The sequence below is a fragment of the Nostoc sp. NMS8 genome, assembly GCF_017115045.1.
Classification (GTDB): domain Bacteria; phylum Cyanobacteriota; class Cyanobacteriia; order Cyanobacteriales; family Nostocaceae; genus Nostoc.
Genome location: NZ_JABXKK010000040.1, coordinates 202,769 through 223,595 on the forward strand (window position 1 = coordinate 202,769; position 20,827 = coordinate 223,595).

Genomic DNA, 20,827 nt, shown 5'->3' on the forward strand with positions numbered 1-20,827 from the left:
TGAGGGAGAATAATCAATGATCAATGCCCTATTTCCACTTCGATATCTTGTAAAGCTTGGGCTACTATCTCTGCTTGTTCGATTTGTTGATTTAGGGTAAATATTTCTAAGGCTTGTTGATAGTAAACACGAGCTTTTGAGAGATTATTAGGATTACCCGCTTCTGCTTTTTCGGAGTCATCGGGTAAGTTGAATAAGGCGTTGGCTTTGTTTGAAATTGTGTTAGCGTATTCTAGAGGTGTATCTTGGAGATTACGCACTTTTAGCGCTTCATCATAAGCTGCGATCGCACGTAAGTTATTTTCCACAGGATGGGAACTCACTAAATATTGCAAAGCGTTACCCAAGTTGTTTTGCAACATCGCATATTCTCTGGGATGGTCAATCAGATTAATATGCTTGAGTGCGACCTCAAATGATTGCACAGCTAACCCTTGACGCAAGTATTCCCGTTCTGATGCCAGTGGCATAGAAAGGTAAGCGATCGCAATATTGTTATATAAGATCGCGTATTCTTGGGGGTAATCTTCCCAAGTGAATACCCGCAAAGCCTCATGATAAGCCTGGATGCTGTCAGTTATCCGCGCCAAATTGAAGGGCACAAGCGACTGCAACACCAGCCCAAAATTCATCTGTGTCTCTGCTACTTCCTCTGGTGAAGCTAATTCCTGTAAAATTGGCAGTGCTTCTTCATAACCTGCTTTCGCTTGCGTCAGCAGTTGGTAATCAGCATCCGGTATTGCTTGTAATGTCCCTGACATCCCCACTTGCGCCCTGGCTTTCAGTAGGGGATACTCCTCACCACACATTTCATAAGCCCGGTAATATAAGCCAACTGCATTTCGCAAGTCTTGGGCTGTTTTGGGCTTTTTTTGAAAACCCTGTGCGATCTCAATCAGCATTTGGATTTTTTCTTCTGCTGAAGCTGACTCCGATGCAACAGCTGCTACCGCAGCTTTCACCGCCGAATCTGTAATGCTGGGGTTCATAACTCTGCCGTACTCTAGCCAATTGGGAATTGAGTCCAACACCCATGAACGATCGAAACACGCGATCGCATTTCATCACGGGCCATACTGATTTACGCAGGCTTCGAGTCCTTTAGGCGGAATTCCCCTTTTTTGTCTGAGACTAGGGCTAATGATTAAGGACTAGGGAAAGAATTGATCCCATGTCCAATATCCAATACCCCATGCCCAATCAATTTTTTTACTATAAAACACCCTATTTCTAAAATTCTAGGGGGAAATTGCTAATATTAATGTCAGCTTTAAACACCTAATATTTTAAAAATACTTTTTGTATCATGAACTGACACAATTTAAATATTATTTCTTGAATTGTTGACATACATATATACAATATTTTACCAGCTAATTTTTGTATACTCCAAAGATTCGCCACGGGATCATCGAAGTGTAAAATATATTTATCAACTGTAAAACAAGCCACCTTGAAAACAGACAGCATCTTCTATCGGATATTTCAGAGTATCCCCAGTACTTTCTTTGAACTAATTAACCAACCGCCCCAACTAGCTAGTGTTTACCAATTTTCTTCAGTAGAAGTCAAACAACTAGCCTTTAGAATCGATGGTGTTTTCCTCCCAAATGCAGCAGAACTACCCATTTATTTTGCCGAAGTGCAATTTCAACCAGACAAAAAGTTCTACTCACGTTTATTTACCGAAATCTTTAACTATCTCGATAAAACCGAATTAACCAACAATTGGCGCGGTGTTGTCATCTACCCCAACCGTAGCGTTGATACTGGAGATACCGAAAGATATACAGAATTACTCAACTCACAACGAGTGACTCGCGTCTATCTTGACGAATTAAGCTCAATTGAGACATCATCAATCGGCATAGAGACAGTTAAACTCATCATCGAACCCGAATCAACCGCGACAACAAGAGCGATCGAAATAGTCAACAGTGCTAGAGAGCAAATTCTAGATGTCGCTACTATTAGGGAAATTATACAATTGATAGAGACGATATTAATCTACAAGTTGCCGCGATTGACCCAGGAGGAGATCGGAAAAATGTTTGGAGCAAATGAGTTAAAGCAAACTAGATTTTACCAAGATGTTTTTGCAGAAGGTGAGCAAAAGGGGAAACAAGAAGGTAGGCAAGAAGGTAGACAAGAAGGTAAGTTAGAAACGATACCCCGGTTATTAGCGTTGGGTTTAAGTATTGAGGACATAGCTCAAGGCTTAGGCTTGGACGAACAAGTTGTTAGGCAAGCTGCACAACCAAAATCTTAAAACAATAGGGTGCGCGAAGGCTTAACAGTGCGTTTAATAGAGACGATATTAATCTAAAAGTTGCCGCGATTTAGCCAGGAGGAGATAGCAAAAATGTTTGAATTAAATGACTTGAGGCAAACTAGATTTTTCCAAGATGTTTTTGAAGAAGGTAAAAAAGAAGGTAAGCAAGAAGTTTTTGAAGAATGTAAGTTAGAAGTGATACCCCAGTTATTAGCGTTTGGGTTGAGTATTGAGCAGATAGCTCAAGGCTTAGGTTTGGACGAACAAGTTGTTAGGCAAGCTGCACAACCAAAATCTTAAAAAACTGATATATAGCTGACGGGGTGCAGGACTTTGCACCCCAATATTTTGCTGAATTTGACTTGGTTATTGCATTAAAATCTGACTACTTAAAATACAATACGCTTGGGTTAAGGGTTATTGGTGTAGATAATTGGTATTTGAAGACGCGATAAATCGCGTCTCTACATGAGGGTTTTTGGCTTATCTGAACTGTATTGGCTTAAAATATTCATCCTTTCGTACAGATTGATACTTGGCAATAATTGTTATTAATAGTTTGAGAGCTTTAACCGCAATAAACTAAGCATATTTATGTTATTGAATGCGAAGATTTTAAATCAAAAGACAATTTTATTTGTTAAAGATGTTACATATATGACAGACATAGACCTTTAAAATAATCTTAATTAAATCTAAGCTATTGTTAATGATTAATTCTTTTTTAATGAAAGTGAATTAATGAAAAAAATATCTTAGTATTGAAAAACAAATATTGATAAGCAGGTGAGACTTTAGAAGCATTATCACCTACATCAAGCATGGGAAACAATAGAAAAATACATAGCCGATGACTAACGTACTATGGCTACAGGGTGGTGCTTGTTCAGGTAACACCATGTCATTTCTCAACGCCGAAGAACCGACAGTCTGCGATTTGATTGCTGATTTTGGCATCAAGTTACTTTGGCATCCATCTTTGGGAGTAGAACTAGGCAACAACTTGCAAACACTGCTGTGGGATTGCATTTCTGGCACAATTCCTTTAGATATCTTGGTATTTGAAGGCAGTGTTGTTAACGCCCCCAACGGTACCGGCGAATGGAATAGGTTTGCCGATCGCGCCATGAAAGATTGGTTAGCAGACCTCGCCAAAGTTGCTAAATTTATTGTAGCGGTAGGAGATTGTGCTACATGGGGAGGAATTCCCGCCATGTCACCTAACCCTAGCGAGTCGGAAGGTTTACAATTTCTCAAACGTCAAGAAGGTGGCTTTTTAGGGAAAGATTTTCTCTCACAAGCCGGATTACCTGTAATTAATATACCTGGATGTCCCGCCCATCCCGACTGGATTACGCAGATATTAGTTGCGATCGCTACTGGACGCATAGCAGACATTGCTTTCGATGAACTAAATCGTCCCCAAACTTTCTTCAACACCTATACTCAAACAGGTTGTACCCGTAACGTCCACTTTGCCTACAAAGCCTCAACCGCCGAATTTGGTCAACGCAAAGGATGCCTATTTTACGACTTGGGTTGTCGTGGCCCCATGACCCATTCTTCCTGCAACCGCATCTTATGGAACCGCGTCTCTTCCAAAACTCGCGCCGGAATGCCTTGTTTAGGTTGCACAGAACCAGAATTTCCCTTCTTTGACCTCAAACCAGGAACCGTATTTAAAACCCAAACAGTAATGGGAGTTCCCAAAGAATTACCGCCAGGGGTAAACAAAAAAGACTACGCCTTACTCACAATGGTCGCTAAAGATGCAGCGCCACCTTGGGCAGAAGAAGACTTTTTTACAGTTTAGTCATTAGTCATTAGAGGATATTTGAAAAGTCTACGCTTGTATCGAGATCCCCCCTAGCCCCCCTTAAAAAGGGGGGAATAAACCTTCTCAAAGTCCTCCTTTTTAAGGAGGATCTAAAGTTTTGGATACCTCAGTCACCATTTTTCAAACAACCTCTTAGTGAACAACAAATGACAAATAACAAATGACAAAGGACAAATAACAAATGGGAATTCAATCATTAGACATTTCGCCCGTCGGTAGAGTTGAAGGCGATTTGGATGTCCGAGTTGATATTGAGAATGGGCGGGTAGTCAACGCTTGGACACACGCCGAACTTTTTCGCGGATTTGAAGTTATCCTACGCGGTAAAGATCCCCAAGCTGGATTAATTGTCACGCCTCGCATTTGCGGAATTTGCGGCGGTTCTCACCTAACTTGTGCTTCTTGGGCATTAGATACAGCTTGGGAAACAGAAGTTCCCCGCAATGCAATTTTGGCCAGAAATCTCGGTCAAATTGTTGAGACCATTCAAAGCATTCCCCGCTACTTTTATGGTTTGTTTGCCATTGATTTGACCAATAAAAAATATCGCCATAGTCGTTACTATGAAGAAGCCGTTAGACGCTTTGCCGCCTTCACAGGTAAATCTTATGAACTAGGCATCACAATTTCTGCTAAACCTGTAGAAATTTATGCGCTTTTAGGCGGACAATGGCCCCATTCTAGCTACATGGTTCCCGGTGGTGTGATGTGCGCCCCCACTCTTACAGATATTACCCGCGCTTGGGCGCTTCTCGAATATTTCCGCACCAATTGGTTAGAACCAGTGTGGTTAGGTTGTTCTTTAGAACGCTACGAACAAATCCAAACTTATGATGACTTTAGGGAATGGTTAGATGAAGACCGCAATCATCGAGATTCCGACTTAGGTTTTTATTGGCGGATGGGTTTAGATATCGGTCTAGATAGATATGGCGCTGGTGTTGGTAAATATGTCACTTGGGGATATTTAGCCCATGAAGATAAATACCAAAAGCCGACCATTGAAGGACGAAATGCGGCGATGATCATGAAAAGTGGAGTGTACGACAGTTTCGCAGACACTCACGTTTTAATGGATCAGTCATTTACCCGCGAGAATACAACTCACTCTTGGTACGATGAAGGGACAGAAAATATTCACCCTAGCGATCGCACCACTAAACCCACTGCAATCAATACTAAAGACTTTGATAACGCCTACTCTTGGGCGAGTGCAGTCCTGCACAAAGACTTCGGGCGCTTAGAAGCTGGCCCTTTAGCGCGGCAGTTAGTAGCTGGTGGTAAGCATGGCGAATCTTGGCAACATTACGACCCCTTCATCCTCGATGTCTTCAAACAAATGGGTGGTGCTAGTATTCATGTGCGTCAATTAGCACGAGTTCACGAAATTGTCAAGTTATATCGCCAAGCTGAACACTGTTTGCGCGAATTTAAGTTAAATGACCCTTGGTATATCAAACCCACAGAAAAAGATGGACGCGGTTGGGGTGCAACGGAAGCAGCACGCGGTTCCTTGTGTCACTGGGTAGAAGTAGAGGGCGGTAAGATTAAAAATTACCAAGTGATTGCGCCTGGTACTTGGAATATTGGCCCTCGTGACGGTGAAGGAATTCGCGGCCCCATTGAAGAAGCTTTAATTGGTACACCCATTTACGATTCTAGCGATCCGGTGGAAGTTGGTCATGTAGCGCGATCGTTTGATTCATGTTTGGTGTGTACCGTTCACGCCCATGATGCCAAAACTGGTGAAGAGTTGGCGCGTTTTCGGACTGCTTAACGAATGCTAATTTTTAATAGCTAATGGCTAATTATTTTTTAGTTAGTCATTAGCTGTGTTTTTTACTATGTTAGTACATATAACCTCATTTGACGCCGACGCTCGAACCAGCACTCCAGTATAGGGAAGTGTTAGGCATCACTCGACGTATCTTTAATAATCCGCTCATGCTCGGTAAGCAAAAACGAGATATAGGAGCGAATAAGATTGCAAAATAGGCGACCCTCCGCAAGCGTTATTGGTTTAACATCTTTTAAATCAATTCCATGCCGAACGCCTCCACCAGTTGGAGTTGAAAGGTAACCGTGTAGCTGAGAAGCCCAATCTAACATACGCTCCAGTGTTGTCCCTTGATATTCTCTACGGAGATCCCTTATGATCTCATTAAAATATTTTCCTTTGATTGTCGTGCCTGATGCCAGTGACACGCCTTTAAATACAGTTGCAATTGACTCTAAAATCCAAAGCATTTGTTGAACTGCCTCTGTGGGCCGGTTCTCTGTTAGTAACTGTTCAGCACGACTTAGGGACTCTTGGAGAGTTTGAACCGCCGACTCAGCGAGTGTTGGTGGTGATTGAGGTACGGCGATAGTTTCTTCACCTTCACTCAGCTTTAAGAGATTTGGGGGATGAATTTGATATTTAATATTGTGCTTATGACAAATATCATTAAATATCTCAACCTCAGGAACAGCATATTGAGTATTGCGAAAGCTCTCACATGCATCATAGAATGCCTCTAGAAAAATAGGTGGATTGATGGCTGCTTCTTGCATGTATGACCGTAAATCTGTCTCTGCCCAACTTTCTGAAGAACTCTGGGAGCTTGTCGAACCCACTGCATTTGCAAAAAAGGCTTTGAAACGCTCTAAAAACCACCAACGGTCGCCCTGTGCTGCGATTTTCCTAATGAGATCAAAGAATTCAGAAATTGCTGAGTCAGGAATCACTACTTTATCTAAACGTGCAAAACGCCATGAGGCAGGATAGTTGAGTGACATTCGACTTTTAAATAATTGGGTAGCTTTTAGTGTAACTAATACACCACAATGCTTAGGTGATTAGATATCTAACTATAATTATTCAATCGCACTTATGAGGGCTAGCACTCTTTAAATGCAGCTCTTACTGCAAAAATGCGCTTTAGTGACGTTTGCATATTTTGCGAACGCTCTACTCAAGAATGATAGTTACTGTCTATACCACCAAAGAAGCGATCGCATTTACTATTTCGGCGTTCGCATTTGCTATTTCGGCGACTACATTTGCTATTTCGGCGACTACATTTGCTATTTCGGAGACTACATTTGTTATTTCGGAGACTACATTTGCTACTTCGGCGTTCGCATTTGCTATTTCGGCGTTCGCATTTGCTATTTCGGCGATCGTATTTGTTATTTCGGCGTTCGCATTTGCTACTTCGGCGACTACATTTGCTACTTCGGCGACTACATTGGACAACGCTTACTTACAGCTTACTGGATCGGTCATCTAACTGAGCGTAGGCGTACGTAGGCCGTCGTAGACATCGCTCTTGCACCACTACGACAAAAACACTAAACTTAGTTTACAGACTTAGTTTAATCTTATGGAAACTGTAAATATTCATCAAGCTAAAACGAATCTCTCAAAGCTGTTGTCACGCGTAGAACTTGGAGAAGAAATCATTATTTCCAACCGAGGTATTCCTGTTGCCAAGTTGGTTCCGTTTCGCTCCTCATCAAATCGACTCAATAGTTTAGGACAAGACAAAGGGCGTTTTGTAGTATCAGATGACTTTAATGCCCCTTTGCCAGAAGAAATTTTGGCAGCATTTGAAGGCGGTGCGGATTGAAACTCTTGCTAGATACACAGTGCTGGTTATGGTGGTTTACCCAACCAGAGCTTTTGAATGAAGCAGCAATCGCCCATATTGCCGATGAAACGAATGAATTGTGGCTCTCAGTTGCCAGCATTTGGGAAATGGGGATAAAAGTTGCGATCGGCAAGTTACCACTGCCAGATCCCTAGACAGTTATATTTCTAGTCGGATGACGGTGTTGGCAATGCGTAGGCGTAGCCAGCCGTAGGCATCGCTAGAAATTACAGCTTCTCATGCTTTACAAGCGGCTGCGTTACCTTTGCATCACCGAGATCCTTTTGACAGAATGTTGATTGCACAGGCTCAGATAGAAGAAATGACGCTTGTGAGTGCCGATTCAATATTTAATAAGTACGACATTTCACTACTTTGGGCAGCAAAATCATAAAACTTCACCATCTTAAAACTTACTAGATTGATCGTTGACTTGACTCAATTACCCCCTAGAAGCAATACCGAAAAACAGATTTATCAACGCTTTACTAAAAAATAGCCAATCCAACCAAAATACAATGTGAAGAATTGCTATCACCCAAAATACAACTTGATAAGAAACTTTGCTGCTTTTGTGATGTAGCTTCTGTTGAGCAACAAATGCACCTAACCAACCACCCATAAATTCGCACAGATGCAAAGTATTTTCTTGCCTTCTCCATCGTCCTTCTTGTGCGCGAGACTTATCATCGGCATATAGTCCAAAGGTAATGAAACTCATGACAGGATAAAGAATTAGCGGAATTGGGTTGCCAGTTGTTAGTGCAAGATGGATTGAACCTAACCCTGGTAGTAAAGATAAAAGTAATAGACATGTCCGAAAACGTTCAAAGCCTTTATGTGGCTAGGTTATAGTCCGTAAATGCAATCATCCTAAATTAGGTAGTCTGTACGAAAAAATAAGGCTTTGAGATATTTACTGTTGATAATTAGGCAAAAATATTTAGTTATATGCGTTAATTTTAACCTAATGACATAGCAGATATTTTTAATGGTAATATTAGCGCTCTAATTCGTAGTCTGACTAATCCACAAATTGTCATAATAACTTGTTCATACTTTTTTAGATTTAACCTAAATCTGTCTTGAACAACTCGAAATATTTTTACCGAACGGATTCGATGTTCGACAAATATTCGTTTAGAGGAAAACTCCTTGTTTAATTTTTTCTGATCAGTTGTTAACTCTTTATTTTTTGGTTTCTTAATTGGAGTATCAATTAAATCTTCTCCTAAATAACCTAAATCTCCCTTAAAACTTTGTTTTGAGTCAAAGTTATCACGATTGGCTCGAAACAAACTTATATCGCTTATTGGCCCAGGTTCTCCTGTCACAACATCAACGATATCTCTACCATCTGGCATGATAATCATTTGAGTTTTGAATGTATGATTACTTTTCTTACCTGAAAAATATTTTTCTTGTTCATCCTTGTCTCCAGGTCTTTCTCTAACTTGTTCATAGCTATGTACTATTAATTCATATTCTGTCAGAACTTCTTTCACTATTTCATGGTCAGCAGCGTTTTTTTTTACTTGCTCAAGTAAACTAGATGGTAGCAGTTCTCGTAAAGTAGGCAACCAATAATTAAACGTATCATTAGCTGTAGATTCACTTACTCCAAACTCGATACCCAGAAGTTGAAAGGTTGTCATGTGTCGGAGATAAACTTTCATTTAAAATTATTTGTTCGGTTATAGATAGTTTTGGTTTACGACCTCCACCACCAGAAATAATTCTTACTTTTTTTGATTCTAAGACCGCTTGTTTTTCGTGATGTAATCGTTCCGCATTTTGGATTAAATGTTGTAACTGTTCATACTCCAGACCAATTAAGCGCTGTGTTTCTTTTTTGTTCCCTTCAATATAATTCAAAATCTCGCTCATGTTTTTGTGTCCAAAAAGCTCTCTAATGTTCTCTTACCATAGAACGTTACTATTTTGGAGATGTCTAATGTATTTAATGCTAATGATAAAGATTTGTCTACAGTTCTGGATATAGACTTATTTCGTGCGGTAGAAGATAAGGATTTTGATTTAACTTCTTCGATATAAGCATTACAAGCGCGTACTTTGCCATCTTTACTAGCTGTTAACTGATAACAAATGAAATCATCAACTTGGGGACGGTGGTTAACGTCTTTCAATGCCGTAATGTGTAAAAAGACTTCTTGACTACCATCATCTGGTTGTATGAAACCAAAGCCGCGATTGTCATTCCATCTGATTAGTTGCCCTTTATGTAAAGCAGGTTTCATGAATAAATCATATATTTATACCTTCCTTATATTTATACCTTTCTTATATTGTGCCCTTGTCTACACAAATAGACAACATCAAAAATGCGTAGGCGTAGCCCGTCGGAGACATCGCCCCACCAACTCTTTTAATTTGGCAAAAATGTCGTAATAACCAATGGACTATTCCCAATGCCTGATATTTAAAACTCGTAGCGTACCACACTAAAACTTATAGAAACAGTGCGTTAGGCTTGCGTTAATGCATTTGCATAAAACAGCAATTTACACGGTAAGCTTGTGTCTGATTTAGCGCTACATAATTATCTTCCTCGCGTTCCCGATGCAGCATTGCAAGAATACATAGAATGGTGTGTTTTAGAGCAAGCTCAAGCCGCAGAATTTAACTTTACTCCTGATAGAAGTAAGTTAGATAAGTTGCCACCAGAAGACTACGTTCCTAAACTGGTCGAGCAGTTCATGAAAGTTAAACCAGACCCAATTAAAGCTGGTTTGGTGGCTGCGATCGCAGGTAAGGAAGCTGACAAACACGCTTTATCTGGTTTAGCGATCGCAGCTGATTTTGTATCTCTTTATGTCAAGTATTTAATTCCTAAAGAAGGAAGTACTAAAGAACAGGCTGAAGAGATATTAACTCAAGCATCACAACATCAGTATGAGAAACTAACTGAAGTTGCCAAGAAACACGGTGTAGAGTTATAGTTTTCTACTGATAATTTGGTTTTCAGAGGCTTTGTCTGTATTATTTAGTCAGAGCCTCTGTTTCAGTCACTCTTGATTGGCTAATGTACAACCTACTCGATACCAGTACAGGCGGCGAACAATTGGAGAGCAAAACTGATCGTAATCAGTGCGAAGCCAATACTTCCACATGATTTCCAAAACCACGTGTTCAAAGTTGGTTCATACCCAAGTTTAACGCCTCTCTCGCTAAACCGTGAGCCAGTGCGCCAACTATCGAGAAAGGCGAGAAAGGCACCTATGAAGCCGAGAACTAAACCTACAATATTAAGAATATTGACTATAATACTTTAAGTGTAGGTAGCACGCCTAACTATTTATTTAACTACTTTTATACGGTTTAACACGCTGCCTATAATGTTATCCGGCACTAAAGAGCAGATAAACATTTATGTCTTATGTCTAGGATGTTAAAGCGCACTCAGCAGTCTAACATATCAAAATTTAGAATACTGCTATTGGCGGTCTAGTACTGCCTGAAATTGTGCTTTACCTCATCTATTTATCGATGACAGTGCTTTTGCAACTCACTAAAGTGATTAAATTTCATCCCATGCTCACTATTATCGGTTGCGGCAATCTCAATCGCAATGACGACGCAGTAGGCGTAATCATCGCCCAGCGCTTACAAAAATATCTAGCTGAAAACCCTCACCCTAACGTGCGAGTATATGACTGTGGCACCGCAGGGATGGAAGTAATGTTTCAAGCTAGAGGTAGTAAACAATTAGTAATTATTGATGCAAGTTCAACTGGTTCAGAACCGGGTGCTGTGTTTAAAGTTCCAGGAAAAGAACTGGAAGCAATGCCAGAACCTAGTTATAACTTGCACGATTTTCGTTGGGATAATGCTTTAGCCGCCGGACGGAAAATTTTTCAAAATGATTTTCCCGAAGATGTGACAGTTTATTTAATTGAAGCGGCAAATCTTAGTTTGGGACTAGAGTTAAGTCCTGCTATCAAACATTCTGCTGATTTGGTTTTTGAAGAGGTAGCTGCACTTATCAAACAGAATAATAAATAAAAATTCCTAACTCCTAACTCTTAACCTTTCTCTTATGCCCAATCTCGATAAACAGAAAGTTCATCTACCCTCATTTCAAAAGGTATTCCTTGACTTTCTGGCGGACAAACACGGATTTTAGCACTGTTAACAATTCCATATAGCAATGTCCCCATTGGCACAATTTTTTGTAAAACACGCCAATTAATAACTTGATCGGGACATTCAATTACCAATGTCAGAGCATTGGCGTGGGTTGTAACATACCACCGACAATCAGACAGCAGATTTTGGATGGTGCGATCGCACGCTTCATAAAAGTATCTGCTAATAGAATCCTCTAGCTGTTGCCGCAGTATAATATCCGCAGATGTCGGTTGTATAGGATGTGAGTCATCACCATTAAAGTAATACATCTTTCTAGCCATCTCTCTTTAGCTTCCTGCTTATATTCCAATCACCATTCCATAAAGTACATCTTTATTTGTTTCTAATAATTCTTGGGTTTCGTCATCATAATAAGCACCTATTCCACTACACTGAATTCCCAAATAATTACTAGTTAAATAAAGTCTTTGTCCGAGAAAACCAGCTATTTGCATAGCAGTTTGATAATTTAAATAATCTGACACAAAAAATAAAGTTACAGCGCCATCTCTAGCAATAGCCTGATTAATACATAAATAACCTGTCTTTTCACTAAAATTACCCGTCTTAACCAGATGCGTACCTCTATATAACCCAGGTGTCATTCCCTCTACTCGATGCACCACTGAGTAAATTTCTATTTCCTCATAGTTTTCTGTCGGTATTGACTGTTGAAGTTGTTGCACTACATATAAATAATCTTCTTGAGAAATAGCCTCTTTCCGGAAACGTCTAATAGAACGTCTATCCCAAACAGTTTGATAAAATTTATCCCGATCAAAATCAAATTGAGGATACTCTAATTTTTGCTGGCGACTCTTTTGTAGAGCAGTTGCTTGATAGGCATCTTCAATAAATTGATTGGATTCAAAATAATCAGTACCAGAGACAAAAGGAATTTTTAGCCTTAAGCGTCTGATTTTCTTGTCTTGTATTTCTCCTGACACCGCACAACCAGTAATAAACTCCTTATTCTCAAAACCCAAATCTGAATTGAGCGCAAGTTTATCAAAGTCAAAAACTAGTTGTATATTTTTTTCATGGAGATAAGCTGAAGCTGCAACAGCACCTAAATGGTGTCCGCTATCTAATAAGCAATATCTCATGCTTCTATTTTGATATTTCCAACTAGACCTATAATAAACACAACTAATTAAAAAGATGAATCCGTTGATACATTTACCCGGTATAATATAACTCTCTAACCCATCATCAATTAATTCATAGATGAGAGTTAGACAATTATTCTCAACTTCTAGATGGTATATACCATTTACTATTCCCTCAATGCCGCGAATCTGTACGTAAACTTCTGTAGGATACAGAGCGCCTGCTGATGGATTTACCCGCAGTTTATAAGGGCCATCTTTATATACTTTTTCTAGTGTTATCGCACTGGTTAACGAGATAAAAGAATGAAGAGGATTATTGAGATTTAATTTTACTCTTCGATAAAACTTGGGATAAAGTTTAAATGCAGATGGCTGTGTTGAACCATCTACATAATTTGGATCGAGTTGTACCGATAAGTAAGAATGTTTAGTAGCGTCATGATAAGTTTTGCCCGGTATCTGACTTGATGGCATTTTTAATTATCCTTAAGACTTCTACGTTATTAGCAAAATCTATTGCTTTATAATCGTCTAAGTTTTTTAAATATAAATTAGGATGATGTTGTAAAAGTAACCTGACAACTTCTGTCTTTCCGGCTGATGCTGCGTACATTAAAACAGTTGCACCGTTATCATTTTGGTTGTCAATGTCAATGTTGTGAGCCAGCAGTAAATTAATTAAATCGTAGTGATTACCAAAACAAGCAAACCACAAAGCATTGTTGCGATCGCTATTTCGAGCATTGATATCCACACCTGCATCAATTAGTTCTTTGACGACTGCATAAACTCCTTCTCTTGTAGCTTTCATCAAAGCTGTATCGCCATTTTCACCTGGCTGATTTAAATCGCTAGAATTATAGCCTTTTGCTATTAGCCATTGGATTGTAGCTTCACTCAAATTTTGACTTTTGGTTCGATTCATAAGTACTCCTCAGTTAACTTTTTTACTAATATAAATTTGCTTGGCAAATAGAATGGTGAGCAATGCTCACCATTTTTGCAAAAATGTGATTTAAATCCTTTTAACTTACATATATGCTATCAACTTTATAAGTTTAAATTATGAATCATTTATAAAGAACAGAAAACATTCTTTTTAAAAAAGCTTGAAAAATAATGGAAAAGCAGTAATTTTTACAGTTTTCTTTCATAAGATAGACTAATAGCAGATATAGATGGATTTAGATCCCGACTTCTTCAAGAAGTCGGGGATCTGCACTTGGACAGTAAGTGTCTATATTTTCAATTTTACTGACAATGATAAGAATATAAAATATTATCTACATCTTCGATAGTAAGACTTTGGTTATCAGCTAAAGCTTTCAATCTATGGGTAATATCTTTAAGCTGGGATAAATTAAAGGAAAGTCCTAATTCATTAGCTCGGTGATTAACCGCCTGTTTTCCAGCCAATTTATGATTAATTAAGATTGAGCGCGTTACACCGAAACTCCGGGGATTAATAGCTTCATAAGTCTCAGAGTTATTGAGCATAGCTTTAGTATGAATGCCAGCTTTATGACTAAAAGCACTCTCTCCAAAAACACAGTGATTAAAAGGAATAGAAATCCCTACTTTTCTCGCAACTAATTCATGTAAGGAACCAAGTTCATCCAAGCGATATTTAGACTTAATCTGCTCTGGATTTGTAGCATATAACCTCGCAATAAATCCAGCTAGTGAGGTAATACCATTGCGTTCACCAATTCCCAAAACACAAGTGTCAATATGAGTTGCTCCTGCTTCTAGTGCCGTATAACTGTTAGCATTTGCACACTCTGTATCGTTATGACCATGAAACTCAATATCTAAATTAGTGAACTGGCGCAAAGTCTTTACTAATTCAAATACTTGCATTGGTGTAATAATTCCTACTGTATCGGCAATTCCTATGCGTTTGACAACTCCTAACTTTTCAATTTTTGAGTAAATTGTGATTAAATCTTCTATAGAAGTGCGTGACGAATCCTCAGCCGAAAACCGTAACTCAATATCGGGGGCTTGCTGATGAATAAAAGTTAAAACTTCAGATGCTAAATCAATAATTTGATTAATATTTTTACCATGACTGAACTGGCGCATCAAAGAAGAACTACCAATAGTTAAATTAATCCCAGCAACGCCTGTGGCTAAAGCGACTTTAGCATCTTCTAAATGACAGCGAATGTGAGTTAATATTTTGGATGGCAAGCCTAACCGAGCCAATCGTTCACAGTCTTGTCTAGACTGAGGTGAAGCAATTGGTGACGTTAACTCTATATATTCTACTCCAAATGCAGCAAGCGCTTCAGCAATTTCGACTTTATCATCTGAAGAGAAATTGGCCTTGACGAATTGTTCACCTTCACGGAGAGTACTTTCTACAATTGCAAATTCAGATAGCGACATTGAGCAATCCTTGTGCTAAGTATTACTAAGGATATTTACTTATTAGTTTTTATATTAACAGATTTGCATAATCGAGAAATAATTACTTTGGCTGATTCTTGGGGACTAGTTATAGTATCAATTATAAGAGAGCGATCGCTTGTATCCATCGCTTCTAAAATCTGTTTTGTCGGAACCGAATCATAGGTCTGGCTCTCTTCGACAAATATTTTTAGTTTATCCCGCAATTCTACATCTGTAACAACTTGTTTGCTTACAAGTTCTAAGATTTCTTGTTCTTCTTGAGGAGTAAAATAAGCAGAAGCCTCTGGTACACCAAAACTAGCAAAATTAGTCAGTGCTTCTGGCGGAATTTGCCTATTATATTCTAGCTCTTGATTATCAATCCGATCAAAAGGATCGTGACGCTTTAGAAGCCTTTCTAAACGCACTGTATTTGGTGCGGTCAACATTACAAATTTAGCATTTTCTAAAGTCGTCGCTGCATAGTTAACCTCATTTTCACCACGCAAACTATCAAAAACTAACAGAGAATTAACTTGTTGTGGATTGATATATAGCGAAGTTAAAATACGACCCATTCCACCAGGGAAGTGTTCTCGATAAAGGCGAGCATAAGTTAGGCGTTTAATTCGACAATGGGGTTGCACAAGTTTATCTTCCATTTTTAACATCGGCGCAATTATTAAACGTTCAGTTAAAGCGCGACGATTCGGTAAAAGTGTAAAATCTAAACCCTGTTCTGCCAAAGCTTTTGTGATTGTACTTTTCCCTACGCCAGTCATACCGACTATAATTAGTAAAGGAAAAGTTGTTATTGGCAACCAGTCTTTAGGAACAGGAAATCCTACGCCTACACCTGGACTTAAGTGTTCAAAAAATAAATTTGACCTTGTTGTATTAACTCGATATTGCACAATATAAAATTAACCTTTTTTTTCAGCCTCGTAAAATAAATCAGGAGTCAGAATTCTTCTTATAAACTACTTCTAGGTTTACTCTAATCTTGGGCGAACTATTTTTTAGTTAGTATAAATGTAAAATATTATCCAGACCTCGGTATTTATACACAAAAAATGTCCTTATTAAATTGATGATAATATTCATAGGCATTAGGTTTTTTTTGAAAATTGTTTTATCCTGAGTTTTGTAGCAAATAACTATATCTTTTTGTAATGTTTACCAAGCAGAGGTGTCGCTCTTAGATAAATGAGAATTATTTCAAATTTATTAAGATATCTTAAAAAACACACTTTCCAAATTAAATTTTGCTATTTTACTAAAGTATAAATAGTTAAATTGGCAAATAAAAATATGGAAATTAGCGCTCGTAATTCTTTAAAAGGCACTGTAAAAAAGGTTACGCATGGTTCAGTAAATACTGAAATAACTTTAGAAATAGCACCAGGAGTAGAGCTAGTGTCAATCATCACAAAATCATCAGCAGAAAAGCTAGGACTTGTAGAAGGTAAGCACGCTCATGCTGTGATTAAATCATCAGATGTAATACTTGCTGTTGATTGAAAAATAGACAGGTTGTCTCATCATATTTGGTTTGTGATAATTAAAGGCTATAGATCCCCGACTTATTAAATAAGTCGGGGATCTTCTTTTTGATTAAGTAATGAGGTTAATTAATTGAATTATCAATAATCCGAATATAATGGCGCGAATACTTTCTATATCTAGTGCCATATCTGTGTTTACAATTTCGATAATGAAAGAGGGTAACTTTTGTTTTAAAGTGATATTAGCTCCTGGTTTTACTCTCATTGATATAAGTTTGCTCAAGATTGTTTCATCTTTAGTTTTACAGAAGGTAATAATTCCTCGCTCTCCCTTTCTCAATAATTCTAATGAACAGTCAGTTACGCTAAAGTGGGTAAACATTTGAATTATAAATTAGGAATTATGAAGGGTAGAAGGAAGTATATTTCCATCCTTCATCCTTCATTTTTTATTTGGTCGCTAAAGGCAGAAACCAAAGTAATAGTTTAAACCAGATACGCTTCTTGATGAGTCTTAATTGTGCAATTAGAACGAGGATAAGTTACACAAAGTAGAGCGTATCCTTTAGAAACCTGATCGTCATCTAAAAAGTTTTGATCTTCTTGATTAACTTCACCTTCAACAATCTTGCCAACGCAGCTAGAGCAAGAACCTGCATGACATGAAAAGGGCAACTCAATACCATTTTCTTCTGCTGCTTCCAAGATTGTCGTTTCTTCGTCAACTTCAATTGTGGTGTCGATGTCTTCTTTTTTGTTGATTAATCTAACTTGGTAGGTAGCCATTTTTCGATTCTCCTCAAACGTTATACAGTTGGTCTAATTTCCGAAATTTTTGAGCAACCTATCCTACTTTTTGCTTTGCTTTTTGTTACAGAGAAGCTACGCTTTAGCTAGTTTCTCTATAAGGTTAAAGAATGCAACGCGAACGAGAAGCTACCTCTGGCGATAAGCCTGCAGCATGGGCTTCTCTACGAGACGCTCCGCGAACGCTTACCGCATCTATAGAAAGCCTCTACAATCAGATTTGGTGCTAACGGAATGATGTTAACTGCAAGGTACACCAGTAGGCGTACCATCGTCTGTTTTGAAGGACTTTCCACAACCGCAGGTATCAGTTGCATTGGGGTTGATGAACTTAAACCCGCTTTCCATCACTCCTTCAACAAAGTCAACAATAACTCCGTCTAATAAGGGCGCACTTTTGGCATCAACGTAAACTAGCACTTTGCCTTGCTGGCTTACCAAATCATCTGGTTGGGGTTTGCTGGTGATATCGATCGCATATTCGTAGCCACTGCAACCACCATCTTTTACCGAGATGCGAACACCTTTAGTTGCGCCATTAGCGTCGGGTGCGGAACCTTTAAGGAATGCCCGCAGATGAAATTCTGCTTTTTCTGATAAGATAACGGCCATCAGTTCTCCTGATTTGTAGCGATTAGTTGTTCTGATTTCAGATGTGGGTTGTCAGTTGTCATTTGTCATTTGTCTTTTGCTAATGACCAATGACTAATGACTATTTTGTGTAATACCTGTAGGTTCCATCGAATTAGATTGCGCGTGTCTCCAAGGCGCACTATTACCGCATACTGGACAAGAGCGATCGCGGTGAGAACGGCGTTTAGCAAATTCCATCCGATTTAGGTCGATTGTCAGCAATTGCGATAATAGAGGCTGACTAAACCCGGTGATCAGCTTGATAGCTTCTAGTGCTGTTAGACAAGCGAGTGTCCCAGAAACAGCGCCTATAACCGAAAAGCCGCGCTGATCCCAATCAGGCTTTTCTGGAAACAGACAAGATAAACAAGGAGTCACACCAGGGATAATTGTCGTCAGGTAAGCCTCCATCCCATTCATTGCGGCTTCCACCATTGGCTTACGCGATCGCACACAGGCTTCATTTAACAAATTGCGCTCTGTAAAATTGTGGGCGCAATCAAGAGCCATATCAGCAGATTGCACTAACGAATCTACATTTTCCGGGGTGATGTAATCATGAACAGCTTCCACTTGGACATCAGGATTAATCGCATCCAGAGTTTCTTTAGCTTTGAATACCCTTGGCTTACCTACCCAATCATCAGTCATGAGAACCTGACGATTCATATCATCTTGCCGCAAATCACCACCCCGGACTAGGATTAGCCGCCCAACGCCCGCTACTGCTAAGTAAAGCGCCGCCGTACCGCCTAATCCCCCCACACCTGTAACCAAAACTGTCGCTGACTTCAGGCGTTTCTGTGCTGTTTCGCCAAAGTTCGGAAGCATCATTTGGCGACGATAGCGTTCTAATTCGGTAGGCGTTAGGTTAACCAATTTATACCTCCTAATCAGAAGTGATTTCTGTCAGTGTGACTACATTTTTCGGCTTGTCGTTAAACACTTTGAACAGCTTTTGTTCATAAGCTGTCGATTCGGTAAATAACTGATAAGCTTTTTGCAAAGCCAAAGAATATTGATTTAATTTCTCTTCTTGACTCAAGTCAGGAGAATTATCATCAATTTCCTGCATGTGTTGAGAAAACTTTTTCAGAATATGTAGACGATGCACATTCACAACTTCTAAGTCGTAGGACATATTAAAGAATTGAAAAAATTCTTCTGCATCTACGAGCTTCTTGAATTCATCAATAGTTCCAGTCATTTAACACTCTCCAATTGTTTCAGATGTTGCTTAAGCTCATCTAACTGGCGATAGATTTCATAAGTTGCGGCGGCAACATCCATAAGTTGTGTGTAATCTGTTGGCAGACCTTCAGCTAAATCATGCAGATCCATTTTCATTTGACCTGCTTTGCTGTTGAGCCGTCTGATTTGTCCTTGTAGTTCCTCAATTGTCATTTGTCGTTCGTCCTTCATCCTTTATCATTAATCATTTGTCTTTTGTCTTTTACTAATGACCAATGATTAATGACTAATGACTAATTACAGGTTGCCAACTTCCGGAAAGCGTTTCGCCAAATCAAGACCTTTTTTGACGTAGTTTTCTCCCTCTTCTGCCAACTTTTCTAGAGAGTCAAAGCCAAAGCGTTGAGCGTCTCGCAAGGTTTTTACAGCTAGCAAAAGACGACCAGAAAAAACTAGCGCCCAGCCAAATCCTTCATGACTCAAATCAACCACAACCTGAGATATCAAACCTGTTTCTTGTTCAATCCCAGCCGCTACAGCTCGGAAAAATGCCATAATTCGAGCTTGAGTTACCGCATCAACTTCGCCCTCAACGGAGATTTCCCGTTTCTTTTGTTTGGTGACAATAAAGGGTTTGAGAATTAACTCATCCGACCAAGTACGATAAACTCCATAGCTGTCTTGACCACGGATTTGTTTGATTAATACCTTAAGAAAAGGTGAGTTCAAGACTTCAGTTGTAGCGGTTCCGTTCACACTATTATTTGCGGTCATACTGTTGCTTCGTCTTCAATTTCATCAGCAAAGTTTGTGGTTTTTGGCTGCAAAGCTTTACGCAACCAAGGTGGAGGATTACCTTTGAGGGTTTTGACTAGCTTATTTAGCACTTCACTAATTTCTTCTTCTTCCGATCGCGCCTTCACTGGAGTGACACCTTTCTTGATTAACCGAGCGGCGGCGCTACCACCAATTGCTGTTACGTAAATAATCGTACAGTCGCCTATTGACTCAAGTTTTGGGGTGATTTTGTCTTCATTACCATCTTCTTTGAGTTCGCCTTCAAAGGTGAGGGTTTCTACGAAGTGATATCCCTCATCGGTAATTTCGTAAACATCAATCATTTTTGCCCATCCGAAGTGGGCATTAATATGAACTCGGTCGCTCGTCGTGAAGGCTATTTTCATTGTAATTCTCCTCAGTTTTGAATTTTGAAGCAATACGGTTCAGTTAGTGATATTTAGCCTCGGAAGATCCCCCCAACCCCCCTTAAAAAGGGGGGCTAATTTAAGACTTGC

The 20,827-nt window shown here is 39.2% G+C and carries 28 protein-coding genes and 1 pseudogene; 9 read left to right on the plus strand and 20 right to left on the minus strand.

Annotated elements, in window-relative coordinates; genetic code table 11:
- Nucleotides 1–20: 20 nt before the first annotated feature.
- Entirely contained in the window at nt 21–989 is a 969-nt protein-coding gene (locus HWQ39_RS06910) for a hypothetical protein (RefSeq protein ID WP_292842907.1), read from the minus strand.
- 464 nt (nt 990–1,453) lie between these two features.
- Here HWQ39_RS06910 and HWQ39_RS06915 point away from each other — a divergent pair, with 464 nt between their 5' ends.
- The 4 genes from HWQ39_RS06915 (at nt 1,454) to HWQ39_RS06930 (ending at nt 5,886) form a co-directional block, all read left to right on the plus strand.
- On the plus strand, nt 1,454–2,269 hold the full coding sequence (locus tag HWQ39_RS06915) for an Rpn family recombination-promoting nuclease/putative transposase (protein ID WP_292842909.1): 816 nt from the start codon (nt 1,454–1,456) through the stop codon (nt 2,267–2,269).
- Between the two features lie 93 nt (nt 2,270–2,362).
- Nucleotides 2,363–2,572, plus strand: a complete 210-nt coding sequence (locus tag HWQ39_RS06920) for a hypothetical protein (RefSeq protein ID WP_292842911.1) — start codon at nt 2,363–2,365, stop codon at nt 2,570–2,572.
- Nucleotides 2,573–3,122: 550 nt separating this feature from the next.
- Nucleotides 3,123–4,085: a hydrogenase small subunit gene (locus HWQ39_RS06925; protein WP_292842913.1), complete on the plus strand. Its 963-nt coding sequence runs from the start codon at nt 3,123–3,125 to the stop codon at nt 4,083–4,085.
- 205 nt (nt 4,086–4,290) lie between these two features.
- Nucleotides 4,291–5,886, plus strand: a complete 1,596-nt coding sequence (locus tag HWQ39_RS06930; RefSeq protein WP_292842915.1) for a nickel-dependent hydrogenase large subunit — start codon at nt 4,291–4,293, stop codon at nt 5,884–5,886.
- 131 nt (nt 5,887–6,017) lie between these two features.
- Here HWQ39_RS06930 and HWQ39_RS06935 read toward each other — a convergent pair whose 3' ends face one another.
- A complete protein-coding gene (locus tag HWQ39_RS06935) occupies nt 6,018–6,887 on the minus strand; it encodes a hypothetical protein (protein ID WP_292842917.1) in 870 nt (289 codons plus the stop codon).
- 196 nt (nt 6,888–7,083) lie between these two features.
- A complete protein-coding gene (locus tag HWQ39_RS06940; protein ID WP_292842919.1) occupies nt 7,084–7,347 on the minus strand; it encodes a hypothetical protein in 264 nt (87 codons plus the stop codon).
- Between the two features lie 127 nt (nt 7,348–7,474).
- Between HWQ39_RS06940 and HWQ39_RS06945 the strand changes: the two genes are divergently transcribed.
- Complete coding sequence (locus HWQ39_RS06945; protein ID WP_292842921.1) at nt 7,475–7,720, plus strand: type II toxin-antitoxin system Phd/YefM family antitoxin; 246 nt, start codon at nt 7,475–7,477, stop codon at nt 7,718–7,720.
- Nucleotides 7,717–8,135, plus strand: a pseudogene (locus HWQ39_RS06950) (type II toxin-antitoxin system VapC family toxin). Before HWQ39_RS06945 ends, HWQ39_RS06950 begins: the two are co-directional and overlap by 4 nt.
- A 48-nt stretch (nt 8,136–8,183) precedes the next feature.
- Here the strand turns inward: HWQ39_RS06950 and HWQ39_RS06955 are convergent.
- The 4 genes from HWQ39_RS06955 to HWQ39_RS06970 form a co-directional block, all read right to left on the minus strand.
- Nucleotides 8,184–8,462, minus strand: a complete 279-nt coding sequence (locus HWQ39_RS06955) for a DUF1294 domain-containing protein (RefSeq protein WP_292842923.1) — start codon at nt 8,460–8,462, stop codon at nt 8,184–8,186.
- 241 nt (nt 8,463–8,703) lie between these two features.
- Nucleotides 8,704–9,396 carry a transposase family protein gene (locus HWQ39_RS06960; protein ID WP_292842925.1) on the minus strand — a complete coding sequence of 231 codons (693 nt, stop codon included), beginning with the start codon at nt 9,394–9,396 and terminating at the stop codon, nt 8,704–8,706.
- A complete protein-coding gene (locus tag HWQ39_RS06965; RefSeq protein WP_292842927.1) occupies nt 9,353–9,628 on the minus strand; it encodes a hypothetical protein in 276 nt (91 codons plus the stop codon). Before HWQ39_RS06965 ends, HWQ39_RS06960 begins: the two co-directional genes overlap by 44 nt.
- On the minus strand, nt 9,625–9,999 hold the full coding sequence (locus HWQ39_RS06970; RefSeq protein ID WP_292842928.1) for a cold shock domain-containing protein: 375 nt from the start codon (nt 9,997–9,999) through the stop codon (nt 9,625–9,627). The genes HWQ39_RS06965 and HWQ39_RS06970 overlap by 4 nt, the downstream gene beginning before the upstream one ends.
- A gap of 279 nt (nt 10,000–10,278) precedes the next feature.
- On the opposite strand from HWQ39_RS06970, the gene HWQ39_RS06975 reads away from it, so the two are divergent.
- Together HWQ39_RS06975 and HWQ39_RS06980 are read left to right on the plus strand one after the other, a co-directional pair.
- Nucleotides 10,279–10,701 carry a hypothetical protein gene (locus tag HWQ39_RS06975; protein ID WP_292842930.1) on the plus strand — a complete coding sequence of 141 codons (423 nt, stop codon included), beginning with the start codon at nt 10,279–10,281 and terminating at the stop codon, nt 10,699–10,701.
- 592 nt (nt 10,702–11,293) lie between these two features.
- On the plus strand, nt 11,294–11,764 hold the full coding sequence (locus tag HWQ39_RS06980; protein ID WP_292842974.1) for a hydrogenase maturation protease: 471 nt from the start codon (nt 11,294–11,296) through the stop codon (nt 11,762–11,764).
- Between the two features lie 32 nt (nt 11,765–11,796).
- On the opposite strand, the gene HWQ39_RS06985 is transcribed toward HWQ39_RS06980, so the two are convergent.
- From HWQ39_RS06985 to HWQ39_RS07005, 5 genes are all read right to left on the minus strand, one after another.
- Entirely contained in the window at nt 11,797–12,171 is a 375-nt protein-coding gene (locus tag HWQ39_RS06985) for a hypothetical protein (RefSeq protein WP_292842932.1), read from the minus strand.
- 18 nt (nt 12,172–12,189) lie between these two features.
- A complete protein-coding gene (locus HWQ39_RS06990; RefSeq protein ID WP_292842934.1) occupies nt 12,190–13,476 on the minus strand; it encodes a SagB/ThcOx family dehydrogenase in 1,287 nt (428 codons plus the stop codon).
- Nucleotides 13,439–13,927 carry an ankyrin repeat domain-containing protein gene (locus tag HWQ39_RS06995; RefSeq protein ID WP_292842936.1) on the minus strand — a complete coding sequence of 163 codons (489 nt, stop codon included), beginning with the start codon at nt 13,925–13,927 and terminating at the stop codon, nt 13,439–13,441. Before HWQ39_RS06995 ends, HWQ39_RS06990 begins: the two co-directional genes overlap by 38 nt.
- 326 nt (nt 13,928–14,253) lie before the next feature.
- On the minus strand, nt 14,254–15,393 hold the full coding sequence (gene lysS, locus HWQ39_RS07000) for a homocitrate synthase (protein WP_292842938.1): 1,140 nt from the start codon (nt 15,391–15,393) through the stop codon (nt 14,254–14,256).
- A gap of 35 nt (nt 15,394–15,428) precedes the next feature.
- The gene (locus tag HWQ39_RS07005) at nt 15,429–16,310 is read right to left on the minus strand and encodes an AAA family ATPase (protein ID WP_292842940.1); all 882 of its coding nucleotides are present in this window, start codon (nt 16,308–16,310) and stop codon (nt 15,429–15,431) included.
- A 397-nt stretch (nt 16,311–16,707) separates the two neighbouring features.
- Between HWQ39_RS07005 and HWQ39_RS07010 the strand changes: the two genes are divergently transcribed.
- On the plus strand, nt 16,708–16,917 hold the full coding sequence (locus HWQ39_RS07010; protein WP_292842976.1) for a molybdopterin-binding protein: 210 nt from the start codon (nt 16,708–16,710) through the stop codon (nt 16,915–16,917).
- A 93-nt stretch (nt 16,918–17,010) separates the two neighbouring features.
- On the opposite strand, the gene HWQ39_RS07015 is transcribed toward HWQ39_RS07010, so the two are convergent.
- The 8 genes from HWQ39_RS07015 to nifX all read right to left on the minus strand — a co-directional run bounded on the left by HWQ39_RS07015 (nt 17,011) and on the right by nifX (nt 20,716).
- On the minus strand, nt 17,011–17,283 hold the full coding sequence (locus HWQ39_RS07015) for a FeoA family protein (protein ID WP_292842942.1): 273 nt from the start codon (nt 17,281–17,283) through the stop codon (nt 17,011–17,013).
- A gap of 104 nt (nt 17,284–17,387) precedes the next feature.
- Nucleotides 17,388–17,687 (minus strand): 2Fe-2S iron-sulfur cluster-binding protein, encoded by a 300-nt coding sequence (locus HWQ39_RS07020; protein WP_292842944.1) that lies wholly within the window; start codon nt 17,685–17,687, stop codon nt 17,388–17,390.
- A 261-nt stretch (nt 17,688–17,948) separates the two neighbouring features.
- The gene (locus tag HWQ39_RS07025) at nt 17,949–18,320 is read right to left on the minus strand and encodes an iron-sulfur cluster assembly accessory protein (protein WP_094327427.1); all 372 of its coding nucleotides are present in this window, start codon (nt 18,318–18,320) and stop codon (nt 17,949–17,951) included.
- Nucleotides 18,321–18,413: 93 nt separating this feature from the next.
- The gene (locus tag HWQ39_RS07030; RefSeq protein ID WP_099099962.1) at nt 18,414–19,220 is read right to left on the minus strand and encodes a HesA/MoeB/ThiF family protein; all 807 of its coding nucleotides are present in this window, start codon (nt 19,218–19,220) and stop codon (nt 18,414–18,416) included.
- A 10-nt stretch (nt 19,221–19,230) separates the two neighbouring features.
- Nucleotides 19,231–19,548, minus strand: a complete 318-nt coding sequence (gene nifW / locus HWQ39_RS07035; protein ID WP_193947837.1) for a nitrogenase-stabilizing/protective protein NifW — start codon at nt 19,546–19,548, stop codon at nt 19,231–19,233.
- Nucleotides 19,545–19,745, minus strand: coding sequence for a CCE_0567 family metalloprotein (locus tag HWQ39_RS07040; protein ID WP_292842946.1), 201 nt, complete (start codon nt 19,743–19,745; stop codon nt 19,545–19,547). Before HWQ39_RS07040 ends, nifW begins: the two co-directional genes overlap by 4 nt.
- A gap of 84 nt (nt 19,746–19,829) precedes the next feature.
- Nucleotides 19,830–20,306 (minus strand): NifX-associated nitrogen fixation protein, encoded by a 477-nt coding sequence (locus HWQ39_RS07045; RefSeq protein WP_094349966.1) that lies wholly within the window; start codon nt 20,304–20,306, stop codon nt 19,830–19,832.
- Nucleotides 20,303–20,716, minus strand: a complete 414-nt coding sequence (nifX, locus tag HWQ39_RS07050; protein WP_069069804.1) for a nitrogen fixation protein NifX — start codon at nt 20,714–20,716, stop codon at nt 20,303–20,305. Before nifX ends, HWQ39_RS07045 begins: the two co-directional genes overlap by 4 nt.
- Between the last annotated feature and the right edge of the window lie 111 nt (nt 20,717–20,827).